Source organism: Pedobacter sp. V48 (assembly GCF_000523515.1).
GTDB lineage: Bacteria > Bacteroidota > Bacteroidia > Sphingobacteriales > Sphingobacteriaceae > Pedobacter.
The window spans coordinates 1-12170 of record NZ_AWRU01000003.1; the positions used below are offsets into that span (position 1 = coordinate 1).

The 12170-nt window shown below is 39.0% G+C and carries 10 protein-coding genes and 1 pseudogene; 5 read left to right on the forward strand and 6 right to left on the reverse strand.

Features of this window, described 5'->3' with window-relative positions; translation table 11 throughout:
- Nucleotides 1-179: 179 nt before the first annotated feature.
- Together gcvH and N824_RS02720 are read left to right on the forward strand one after the other, a co-directional pair.
- Nucleotides 180-473, forward strand: a pseudogene (gene gcvH / locus N824_RS02715) (glycine cleavage system protein GcvH); the annotation flags it as partial.
- A gap of 169 nt (nucleotides 474-642) precedes the next feature.
- A complete protein-coding gene (locus N824_RS02720; protein WP_235206975.1) occupies nucleotides 643-972 on the forward strand; it encodes a VanZ family protein in 330 nt (109 codons plus the stop codon).
- 242 nt (nucleotides 973-1214) lie between these two features.
- On the opposite strand, the gene N824_RS02725 is transcribed toward N824_RS02720, so the two are convergent.
- A complete protein-coding gene (locus N824_RS02725; protein WP_048903621.1) occupies nucleotides 1215-2405 on the reverse strand; it encodes an ATP-binding protein in 1191 nt (396 codons plus the stop codon).
- Nucleotides 2406-2783: 378 nt separating this feature from the next.
- Here N824_RS02725 and N824_RS02730 point away from each other — a divergent pair, with 378 nt between their 5' ends.
- The 3 genes from N824_RS02730 to N824_RS02740 all read left to right on the forward strand — a co-directional run bounded on the left by N824_RS02730 (nucleotide 2784) and on the right by N824_RS02740 (nucleotide 5753).
- Nucleotides 2784-2999, forward strand: coding sequence for a FeoA family protein (locus tag N824_RS02730; protein WP_048903622.1), 216 nt, complete (start codon nucleotides 2784-2786; stop codon nucleotides 2997-2999).
- A gap of 5 nt (nucleotides 3000-3004) precedes the next feature.
- Nucleotides 3005-5119 (forward strand): ferrous iron transport protein B, encoded by a 2115-nt coding sequence (gene feoB / locus N824_RS02735; protein WP_048903623.1) that lies wholly within the window; start codon nucleotides 3005-3007, stop codon nucleotides 5117-5119.
- A gap of 49 nt (nucleotides 5120-5168) precedes the next feature.
- Nucleotides 5169-5753 carry a SprT-like domain-containing protein gene (locus N824_RS02740; RefSeq protein WP_048903624.1) on the forward strand — a complete coding sequence of 195 codons (585 nt, stop codon included), beginning with the start codon at nucleotides 5169-5171 and terminating at the stop codon, nucleotides 5751-5753.
- On the opposite strand, the gene N824_RS02745 is transcribed toward N824_RS02740, so the two are convergent.
- The 5 genes from N824_RS02745 to rpiB form a co-directional block, all read right to left on the reverse strand.
- The gene (locus N824_RS02745) at nucleotides 5702-6511 is read right to left on the reverse strand and encodes a hypothetical protein (protein WP_152541969.1); all 810 of its coding nucleotides are present in this window, start codon (nucleotides 6509-6511) and stop codon (nucleotides 5702-5704) included. The two genes, N824_RS02740 and N824_RS02745, sit on opposite strands and share 52 nt — an antisense overlap.
- 53 nt (nucleotides 6512-6564) lie before the next feature.
- On the reverse strand, nucleotides 6565-8541 hold the full coding sequence (locus tag N824_RS02750) for a thiamine pyrophosphate-dependent enzyme (RefSeq protein WP_048903626.1): 1977 nt from the start codon (nucleotides 8539-8541) through the stop codon (nucleotides 6565-6567).
- A gap of 2 nt (nucleotides 8542-8543) precedes the next feature.
- Nucleotides 8544-9932, reverse strand: coding sequence for a LutB/LldF family L-lactate oxidation iron-sulfur protein (locus N824_RS02755; protein ID WP_048903627.1), 1389 nt, complete (start codon nucleotides 9930-9932; stop codon nucleotides 8544-8546).
- A 144-nt stretch (nucleotides 9933-10076) separates the two neighbouring features.
- On the reverse strand, nucleotides 10077-11675 hold the full coding sequence (locus N824_RS02760; protein WP_048903628.1) for a M28 family peptidase: 1599 nt from the start codon (nucleotides 11673-11675) through the stop codon (nucleotides 10077-10079).
- Between the two features lie 45 nt (nucleotides 11676-11720).
- Nucleotides 11721-12143, reverse strand: a complete 423-nt coding sequence (gene rpiB, locus N824_RS02765) for a ribose 5-phosphate isomerase B (protein ID WP_200869804.1) — start codon at nucleotides 12141-12143, stop codon at nucleotides 11721-11723.
- Nucleotides 12144-12170 lie beyond the last annotated feature (27 nt).

The following is a 12170-nucleotide window of genomic DNA, read 5'->3' on the forward strand; positions in this document are numbered from 1 at the left end:
GTTACCAAGCCATATACTTCGCAGACCTTTAACACCTCTTTCAGTAATTTTGGTTTTAGTTTAAGGATTACTCTCAATTAAGGATTGCTATAAACACTGATATTAATTACCTTTGAGCGCGCGCAGCTTATTTAATGTGTTGAGCGGTAAAAGATTTACGAAAAAATAAATTTAGAGAAATGAATTTTCCATCAGAATTAAAGTACACTAAAGACCACGAATGGCTTAGAATTGAGGGTAATGAAGCTTATATCGGTATCACTGATTTTGCACAGCGTGAGCTAGGTGACATCGTGTATATCGACATTAATACTGTAGGTGACGAAGTGAGCAAGGATGAGGTATTTGGTACTGTAGAAGCGGTTAAAACAGTTTCAGATCTGTTTATGCCAGTAACTGCTACTGTGACAGAAACTAATGCTGCTCTTAATGACAACCCAGAGCTGGTAAATTCTGATCCATATGGACAGGGAYSSWWRRTKRASSWWKYWRTTKMTGMTSTTWMNGKWAGTWGAAKKMNTTAKYARCYGCRGNATKYTTAMASNNCASNTTGTANNARYRTMMWWRATSMMWMMAYTCKGSKRATYRRWANAKYARRWAWGGGCCATTGTATGGACCATTGTAATTTTAGTGCTTTGTAATATGAAAATGCCTGATACCAGTGGATCAGGCTTTTTTTTTGAAGGCTTTGATAAATTGGTCCATTTAGGGTTCTTTTATGTGCTTACTATTCTTTTGTTTTATGGTAAAATAAAACATCAGCATAATTATAGCTTCCGCTCGCTGACCATATTTAAGATCATTGTGATTACAGCAGCACTAGGAGGAGGCATTGAATTGTTACAATGGAAGTTTTTTACTTACCGATCAGCAGAGTGGTGGGATTTTGGATGTGATATGACAGGTGTTTTTATGGGCGTTTTTAGCTATATCTTACTACACAAATCTAATTACAATGAAAAGACGATTTAATTTATTGATGCTGTTAATGTTAGTAGGATTAATTAGCAGCTGCAGCATTTTTAAACCAGGTTGTAAATGTCCAAAAGTTAGCTATTCCAGCTACCCACGTAAGTAATTTATCAACTTAAAAATCGCAACATTTACTGAAAAACATCATTTGGATCACCATGGGCAGTGACGGTATAAAATTTCACCGCATTTGGGCAATATTGGTTTAAGATTTTTTTGACACCGCCAACGGGATTCTGGAATTAGTATAAGAAGCCAAATAACCATAAAGGAATTTTATGGTTATGGCCTATCTCAATCTCATCTGCGGCGACGAATGAATTTTCAATATGCTTTACCTGCTTATTCGTTTTATTCTTTCCGCCAATTTCGAAAATATGGTTTTTAAATGCGAAATCGCCTTCAGCTGTGTAGGTAACGGAGCCAAGTTTTGCAATTTGATTAATAAAAAAACTTTCCCGCATATTTCCAATATTACTTTGCTCATTGGCCAAAGCATATTGCAGGTTTGGATGATGAAGATAAATTTTTTCGGGTTTTTGTAGTAGTCCAATTCCTTTGGTGTTCGGATATAAGCCTCTAATTATTCTCATGTCTTCCAGATATTTGATAAATTGAACAAGATTATTGCGGCTAATATCGACACGTTCGCTTAGTTTTGAAATATTAGGTTTAAAGGGGACAGACTCTGCAATGATGTGCAGTAATAACCGGATCTTTTCGATACTTTTAAAACTGATGTCGTGAAAAGCAGGTAAATCTATGCTTATTGCGAGTGATATCGTTTCGGCCAGTTTTTGGGGATATAAATTGATGTTCTCCAAAAAATACGGATAATGACCATATTTTAGATAGTTGCCAAAATGTTCATAGGGATGCATATTCTCTACAATATTCATAGCCATGACGGTATGATTACTGATTAAATCATTAAAACTGATTGTATTAAACGCAGTGCCCAATGTAAAGTTGAGAAATTCTCGAAATGAAAGTCCAGCGAGTTCATACATTATCGCACGCCTGCTGAGGTCGCCCTTGGCCTTGTTGATGTGCATAATCGAAGAACCGGTAAATATAATCTTCAGGTCCGGTTGGTCATCATAAATGTTTTTAATTTCCTGAGACCAATTTGCGTACCTGTGTACTTCGTCCAGCAAGAGAAATTTACCGCCTTGCATTACAAACTGATCGGCCAGATCGATTAGCCTGTTATCTGTGAAATATAGACTATCTAAACTGATATATAATGTTTCTTTACCTTGTGGAAGGTGTAGTTTGGCATATTGCAGCATTAATGTTGTTTTTCCTGCGCCGCGAGCACCTTTTATACCGATTAGGCGATTGTTCCAATCAATTTCAGTTGCCAGATATCTTTTAAATTGGGTTGGTACTCGTAGTAATTTTTGATAAGATTTTTCGAACAGACCTTCCATATTGCTTATTGTATTCAACAAATATAATGAAAATTGCTTTTTATAATGAGCATTATTGCTGTTTTAATGGTCCATTGAAAGTTGCTTATAAGGTAAAACAAGAACTTTAGTGTGGAATTAGAAGAAACAATATAAATAGAATGCTTACCGGAGTTGCAATGAAGTTCAAAAGGATTAATAAGCTGCAGCATTTTTAAGCCAGGTTGTAAATGTCCAAAAGTTACCTATTCCAGCTATCCGCATAAGTAATTCTTTCAGTTTAGCAAGTAGCCCCTTATTTATTAAAGGGCTTTTTTATGACCATATATAAATCCCTGCTTATTTGGATTTATTATAAATTAAGTCTAAATTGCGCCTCAAAATAACACTTATACATAGATGAAACTTTCACAGTTAAATCCAGGAGAACAAGGTACTATCGTAGCGTTTACAGATCTTGAAATGTCTGTAAAATTAATGGAAATGGGATGCTTGCCTGGTGAAACAGTAGAGGTGGAACGTTTTGCGCCACTTGGTGACCCAATAGCTATTCGCGTTGCAGGATATCAACTTTGTTTGCGTAAAAACGAAGCGTCTATTATTATAATTCAATAATAATTTTGGCAAAAGATATTAAAATTGCTTTAGTGGGTAACCCCAACACTGGGAAATCTACACTTTTTAACCTGCTTACGGGATTAAATCAAAAGATTGGAAATTTTCCGGGTATAACTGTTGACAAGAAAGTAGGCTATTGCAAATTAGCCGATAACAAACAGGCTGAAATAATTGATTTACCTGGTACATATAGCCTGTATCCAAAAAGCAAAGACGAAAGCATCGTATTTCAGGTGTTGGCCGATAAAAATAATTCAAGTCATCCTGATATTGTTGTGCTGGTCGCAGATGCAACAAACCTTCGAAGAAATTTATTGCTTTATTCGCAGGTTGCCGATTTGGGTGTTCCAATGGTTCTGGCACTTAATATGACCGATATGGCCAAAAAGGAAGGAATTGATATCAATATCAATAAACTTRMNGAGCGKYKWGKMRKACAAGTAGTAGCCATTTCTGCAAGGAGCAATTCGGGCTTAACCGAGCTAAAGGAAGCTATTCATAATACTACAAAAATTGCTACTCAGGCTGAGGGAGCGGACATGCATGTGTTGGCGCCAGAGGCTATTGATTTGGTTAAGCAGCACATCAAGACAGAAAATAATTATCTGTCCTTACAGATACTGCATCAGCACGAGCATCTTAATACATTTTCCCTTCAGGATCATGAAGCCTTTGAGCGGATAAAAGCTGAGCATTCTTTTGAATCTTCTAAGTTACAGGCGGCTGAAACCATTGCCCGCTACAGATATTTAAGCACGATTTTAAGTGGGGTGGTAGAAGATACCGGAGCGGCGAGAAAGTTTGTTTTCAGTGATAAACTGGATTCGGTACTTACCAATAAATTTTGGGGCTTTCTGATCTTCATCGGGATTCTATTTTTTATTTTTAATTCTATTTTCTCCTGGTCATCTTATCCAATGGAGCTAATTGAATATGCTTTTGTGTGGCTTACTGAATACGGGCATCAGCATCTGCCGGATGGCATTTTAACCAATCTTTTTTTGGATGGTATATTGGCAGGTTTAGGTGGCGTAGTGATATTTATACCTCAAATAGCGATCTTGTTTGCTTTTATATCTATACTGGAGGATACCGGCTATATGGCCCGCGTTACCTTTATGATGGATAAGATTATGCGCAAGTTTGGGCTTAGTGGTAAATCTGTAGTGCCTATGATTGGAAGTTTGGCATGTGCCGTTCCATCAATAATGAGTGCAAGGAATATTGAAAGCTGGAAGGATCGTATTATCACTATTATGGTTGCTCCTTTGGTAAGCTGCTCTGCCAGATTACCTGTTTATACCTTACTGATCTCATTGGTTGTACCAGAAAAAATGGTATGGGGCTTTATCAATTTGCAAGGCTTAACCCTTATGGGCATGTACGTTATCAGTATTTTGGCGGCAGTTGTGGTGGCTTTTGTCATGAAGTTCCTGATAAAGGCGAAAGAGAAATCATATTTCATTATGGAGCTGCCTGTGTACAGAATGCCAAGATGGACAAATGTGATTTATACCATGTATGAGAAATCAAAGACTTTTGTATTTGAAGCTGGTAAGGTGATTATTGCCATCTCTATCATCCTTTGGGTATTGGCAACCTACGGGCCCTCTGAAAGGTTTAAAGAAATTGACGATAAATATGCGGCTATAGAAGCCCAAAAAGATAGTGTGCAAATTAGCACATTGGAAAGGGATAGAGCCGCAGAGAAGCTTGAAAATTCCTATGCCGGTATTTTAGGGCACGTGATAGAGCCTGCAATAAAACCATTAGGATTCGAYYKKAANNTTGGGATCGCGTTAATTACCTCATTTGCTGCCAGAGAAGCTTTTGTGGGTACAATGGCTACTATTTACAGTGTGGATAATGATGGGGAGGTTGCTACCATCCGCAATAAAATGCGCGGAGCGCGAGATCCGGATACCGGACTGCCTGTATTTACATTTGCCACGGCATTTTCCCTAATGTTATTTTATGCTTTTGCAATGCAGTGTATGAGTACGGTTGCAGTAGTATTCAGAGAGACTAAGTCGTGGAAATGGCCTATCATTCAAATTGTGTATATGACCGGAATGGCATATGTAGCAAGTCTGATAGCCTATCAACTTTTAAAGTAATTTAATTATCTTGGCCTTTGTGAAAAAGGAGAATATCTTAGCACAATACATGCCTGTTGCCGCGGCTCCAATTATAGCCCGGTGGATAGACTATTTTCAATGTGAATTTAAGATTTCTAAAAACAGAGCAACAAAGCTGGGCGATTACAGACATCCCTTTAAAGGCGCAGGGCATAAGATTTCGGTTAATAATGACCTTAATGCTTACGCTTTTCTTGTAACCACTGTTCATGAATTTGCACATCTGCTCACATGGAACGATCACAAAAATAAAGTAAAACCTCATGGCGATGAATGGAAGCGGAATTTTAAGCGCATGATGGTGCCTTTTATTGAGCAGAACATTTTTCCTGAGGATGTACAATCTGCCATTGTAAGCTATTTAAATAATCCGTCTGCTGCCAGTTGTACAGATTTGAAGCTGTCAAGAGCTTTAAAAAAATATGATCTGCTGTTAAATGTTTCCCGCCTGGAAGAGCTTCCAATAAATACAGTATTTAGCATAAAAGACGGAAGACAGTTTAAAAAAGGAGAGCGACTGAGAAAAAGATATCGTTGTGTTTGTCTTGATAACGGGAATACTTATCTTTTTAATCCGTTAGCCGAAGTAACACTGGCAGCTACCGGTACATAGACCGCCTCTTTGTCTTTTACCTCCCACTTGATATTCAATTTTTTGTCTTTAAAATTTGATGGGTCTTTTAACAGACTATCCACATAACTATCCGTATCCTTTATTGAAATGCTTGCGGTATAGCCACCGGCGATTTTACTTTTTAGGAGAATATATCTTTCATCCGGAGCAGATATAACATTATCGAAAACCAAGTCAAATTTATCAGCACCGTTAACTGCATCGTTTAACAATTTAATGTCTTCATTATATTCTTTTGTCTGATCAGGGGCAGTTTTCTTTTTGATTTGGAAGGGCTCAGCTTTAAGCAATGAGAGGGTAGGTGAACTGCGGTATTCTTCTTTAAAGGAGATGTTGTTTCTAAGGTAAGTACGGTGGTCTTCAAAAATATCTGTTCCCTGCTTGGTGATCTTAGCTCCTTCGTTCAATAAAATCAGGCTATCATTTTTGAAGTAATATTTTTTTATTTCATTGCTTATCCCTTCATCATTTTTATACTGAGAAAGCAATACCGGTTTGCCATTCCAACTGTATTTTTCTACACGCATGGTTGCCTGCCCCAGTTGATAAACCAGGCTGATATCCTTTTCATAAGTGTTGAGGGTTGCATCAATAGAGTCTGCGTAAAGTAATATCGAAGCCTCAGTCATTGGTGTGCCAATGCGCGCATTAACAAGATCGGCCTGAGGATGCTTAGGGCCCTGATTACAACTCATAATGGTTATAGCGAGCAGGGAAAATAGACATAATAATTTCATACGATTAACTTAGCTTATGCTTAACTAACAGGCTATTATCATGCCAAGTTAAACTAGTAAGCCAACAGGCGTTTTACTGTATCTGGCAGATTGCTTTTTGCGAGGAAACTATCTTCAAGTGGTTTACTCATAGGTATAGCTGTATCGGCACTTGCGCAACGCATAACCGGAGCATCTAGGTATTTAAAGCAATGTTCAGAGATCCATGCAGCCAATTCAGCACCAAAACCACAGGTCAATGTATCTTCATGTAAGATCAAGGCTCTGCCCGTTGTTTTAACAGCTGTGGCAACAGTTTCTTTGTCCCATGGCTGCAAACTTCGTAAGTCGACTAAAGTGGCTGAAATCTCCGGGTTTTCATCAAGATAAGAGAGGCCCCAGTGAACACCTAATCCATAGGTTATTATAGTCAGTTGTGTTCCGTGCTTTAAAATATTGGCCTTTCCAATCTCTATGTTATAATATCCGGATGGTACATTTCCACTCAAACTACGATAAAGGTATTTATGCTCGAAATACATTACCGGATTTGGGTCGTCTATAGCAGAAAGTAGCAATCCTTTGGCATCGTAAGGAAAAGCCGGATAAACAACTTTTAGCCCAGGAGTTTTGGTAAACCACGCTTCATTGCTTTGAGAGTGAAAGGGGCCCGCTCCAGTTCCTGCTCCTGTGGGCATGCGGACTACAACATCAGCTTTTTCTCCCCAGCGGTAATGGGTTTTAGCCAGATTATTCACAATTTGATTAAAACCGCAGGTAGCAAAATCTGCAAACTGCATTTCTACTACGGCTTTATATCCATTTATTGAAAGCCCTAAACCAGCACCAACAATAGCGGATTCGCAGATGGGCGTATTTCTAACCCTTGCCTTTCCAAATTCATTTACAAAACCATCAGTAATTTTAAAAGCTCCGCCATATTCAGCAATATCCTGCCCCATCAAAACAAGGTTTTCATGTTTGGTCATGCCAGTTCTTAGCCCATCTGTAATGGCGTCTAAGTAGCGAATTTCTCTTGGTGGACCGGTTGGTTCAGTAGCATCAAATACGTAAGGCGAGTACATATCATTAAGCTCTGTCTGCAGGTCTGGAGTAGGCTCCTGGTCATGAAACGCAATTTCCACCTCCTGGTCAATGTCTGTTTTAAATGTGGCTCTTATTTCCTGAACTAAGTGCTCAGTAAGAACATTTTGTTCAAGTAAATAATGCTCAAAGTTTTTGAGGGGATCTTTTACCGCCCATTTATCGAATAGCTCCTGAGGAATATATTTAGTCCCCGAAGCCTCTTCATGTCCTCTCATTCTAAATGTCAGGCATTCGATTAAGACTGGTCGTGGATATTTCCTGATGGAAGTAGCTATTGAGTTAATGGTATCATATACCTCCAGGATATTGTTGCCGTCTACCTGAATTCCTTCAATTCCATATCCTATAGCTTTATCTGCAAGGTTTTTACATTTGAATTGCTCATTAACAGGAGTTGAGAGCCCATAACCGTTATTTTCAATAAGAAAGATCACCGGTAAATTCCATACCGCTGCAACATTTAATGCTTCATGAAAATCACCTTCACTTGTTGCCCCTTCGCCGGTAAATACTAAAGTAGCTTTCTCTTTATGTTCAATTAAATCTGCGAGTGCAATTCCATCTGCCAGGGCCATTTGCGGGCCAAGGTGAGATATCATTCCAATAATCTTATAGTCCTGTGTCCCAAAATGAAAGGAGCGATCTCTTCCTTTGGTAAAGCCTGTAATCTTGCCTTGCCATTGGGCCATTAACTTTCTTAAGGGAATATCGCGGGTAGTAAATACACCAAGGTTACGATGCATGGGCAGGATATATTCATGAGCATCCATTGCCATGGTACTGCCTACAGCAATCGCTTCCTGACCAATCCCCGAAAACCATTTACCTATCCGGCCCTGGCGCAGTAGAATTAGCATTTTCTCTTCGACCATTCTTGGATAAAGTAAACGCTTATAAAAATTCAATAATGCGCTGTCACTTTTGTCTTTTCGGTCGAAGGTCATGTTTATAAGTTTTTAGGTTCCTTATTTTTTTCTTCCCATTGCTTGGCAAAAGACTTTGGAGCTATTACTGGCATGGAACGGTACTTACCCCATATTTTTCTAAATAGATTTTTGAGGAAAAAGTTCTTGATCTTTCCACTCAGGAAGTCCATTCTTGATCTTTTTAACATTCCTATCTTCCAGATTTTCCAGCCCACTTCCTCAGCCTTACTATTGTCGTGATTGGTAGCGGCGTCTCTTCTGTTCAGCAGCAACATTTTATGAATGTCTATTTTAACAGGGCAAACTTCAGAGCATTTTCCGCATAGGCTGGATGCATAGCTTAAGTGCTTGAAATCTTTCATGCCTTTAAGGTGCGGGGTAATGATGGAGCCAATAGGACCACTGTAAGTAGTATTGTACGTATGACCGCCAATATTTTTGTAAACCGGGCATGCGTTAAGGCAGGCGCCGCAGCGGATGCAATATAGCCCTTGACGCTGTTCTTTTTGTGCAAGTAAATTGGTGCGTCCGTTATCAAGCAAGATTACATACATTTCTTCCGGGCCATCCGTTTCCTCGCCTCTTCTAGGGCCACTCAGAATTGTGTTGTAAACGGTTAGGTTTTGCCCTGTACCGTGACTAGCCAAAAGCGGCCAGAAAAGGTCCAGGTCGGCCATCGAAGGAATGATTTTTTCGATGCCAACAATAGCAATGTGAATTTTAGGAAAAGTTGTACATAGCCTCGCATTCCCTTCGTTTTCAGTTAATGCAATGCTTCCGGTATCGGCTATTAGGAAGTTTCCTCCGCTAATCCCAATATCAGCTTTCAGGTATTTATCCCTTAAGAGCTCACGAGCCTTTTGGGTAAGCTGCTGAGGTGTATAGTCGAGAGGAGTGCCGAATTTTTCATGAAATAATTTAGCGATATCCTCTTTGCTTAAATGCATTGCAGGCGTTACGATATGATATGGGGGTTGCCCCAGTAATTGTACTATATATTCACCAAGATCGCTTTCTAATGATTCAATATCATTTTTTTCAAGAAAATCATTTAAATGAATCTCTTCTGTAGTCATGGATTTTGACTTAATAACAGTCTTTCCACCATTCTTTTTAATGATATTCAGAATTTCTTTTTGGGCTTCATTGGTGTCATTTGCCCAGATCACTTTGCCGCCTCTACGCTGAAAATTGGATTCGAACTCTGGTAAAAACTTATCCAGATTCTCCATAACGCGCCACTTAATTACGTGTGCTTTTCTTTTGGAGTTTTCTAAGTTTTCAAACTTGGATAATCCGCGTTCAACAGCAATATTATACTTGCCTATGTTGTGATTGATAGTGTTGCGATGTCCTAAATCGAAGGCCTTCTCATCCGCCTTCTCCAAAAATTCCTCTGATATATCCATCGTTTTCACCTGTTTTTATTTACCAATTCAATTCTCAGATATAGCTTTTTAAGGCTTTAAACCATTTCCCCTGGTTTTGAATCTTGTTCGTTTCAAACTTAGATAAAACTATGCAAGAATTCATGAAAAAAAGTAATTTGACTTTTACATCTTTGGCGTGCCGTCGTCATTTTTATTAACCACGGGGCGTTTTAACCCATTGGCTAGTTCCCAGGCTGTAAAGTAAACCAATTTTGCTCTTTTGGCAAGCATTGGGAAATCTATCTTGCTCACTTCATCTCCGGGCATATGGTAATCGTCATGTACGCCATTAAAATAAAATATTACCGGAATGCCATGTTTGGCAAAATTATAATGATCAGAGCGATAATAGAACTGATTAGGGTCTGTGCGGTTATTATATTTTTCATCAAGGTTGATGTTTACATAAGTCTTATTGGCTTTTTTACCAATTCTATCCAAATCAGAGCTTAGCATGTCTGACCCAATGATGTAAACGAAGTTATTATCGCTTTCATGCGCCTTGTCGCCACGGCCAATCATATCGATATTTAAATTTGTGATGGTATTTTCTAGAGGAAACACAGGATTTTCCGAATACCATTCAGATCCAAGTAATCCTTTTTCTTCACCTGTAACAGTCATAAATAAAATACTTCTTTTAGGGCCTTTGCCTGCTTTCTTGGCTTTAGCAAATGCTTCGGCAATTAACAACACACCCGTTGTGCCAGATCCATCATCATCTGCACCGTTGTTGATTTTATCATCGCCTTTGGCATCAGGTGTAACACCTATGTGGTCATAGTGAGCTGTAATTACTAAAACTTCACGCTTTAGTTTGGGATCAGAACCCGGCAGAAAACCTAAAACATTCTCAGATTTAACTTTTTTCTCGACCTTGCTTGCGCTTGCACATACGCTGATTTTAATTTCTTGTGGAGATGGTTTTCCACTGTCAGTTATTTTCTTTTTAAGTGCATCGACGTTCGTGCTGGCCCCTGCAAGGATTTTATTTGCAAGCGACGTGCCTATTGTGATAACCGGCATGGTTTGAGGAACATCCTGGCGGTCCATCGTTTCCTTATTCTTTAATGCCATTTCCTCCGATTGCAGATAGCCTTTTAAATTGTCTGGCATATTGTCAACAATGGGATCAATAAGCAGAACTGCCTGGGCTTTTTGTTCTGTCAGATATTTAAGTTTGGCATTTAGAGCGCTGGAATTTCTTATAGATGCAGTAGGGGCGGGAGATCCGGGTTCTCCTGATTTAAAGATCATTATGACCTTTCCTGCTACTGTTTGGCCAGTATAATCATTGTAGTCATCTTTGGTTAAACCATATCCAGCGAATAATACACTGTTGGCATTAAAAGCAAAGCCTTTTGTCGAAACTGTTCTGGGAGTAATGAAAAAATCAGTTAACGCCTCGGCAGGTTGACCGTCGACTGTTACTATTTGTGAAAGGCCAAACGATACAATGTCAACGGGCTGAAAGTAGTCTCCGGATACAGGACCTTTTAAGCCAATGCTTTTAAAGTGGTTCTTAATATATTCGGCTGCCATCCAACCACCTTTTTTGCCTGTTTCTCTGCCTTCATACTCGTCGGATGCCAATACTGACAGATGTTTATACGCATTGTCTTTATTGATGGTTTGACTGAATTTTATGGCGTCTTTATTTTGTGCCACAGCACTACAGCCAATAAGTAATAAAAAACTGGAATATAAAAGCTGCTTTTTCATGCCGGCCGGATTAAATTTCTTAGGTTCTGTTATTTCGCTTGGTTTTTAGCAGGACATTTTTCCAACCCTTATCCCATGTCTGCCTCCTTCAAAAGGAGTGTTGATGAAGGTTGTTGCCATTTCCTTTGCAAGGTCTTCTGAGACAAATCTGGCAGGAATGCACAAAACATTTGCATTGTTGTGTTGTCTGGCAAGAGCGGCAAGTTCATTTAGCCAGCAAATCGCTGCTCTTATTTGCTGATGCTTGTTTGCAGTGATTGCAACGCCATTTGCACTTCCACATACTAAAATGCCAAAGGTATACTCGCCACTTTCGACTGCAGAGGCCACGGGGTGTGCAAAATCCGGATAATCAACAGATTGGCTTGAATAAGTTCCAAAGTCTTTAACTTCATAATCAGTTAGGTAAGATTTTAAGAGCTCTTTATATTCAAAACCTGCGTGATCTGCGCCTATTGCAATTTTCATTTTTTTATCTGTTGACATTTTAAAACT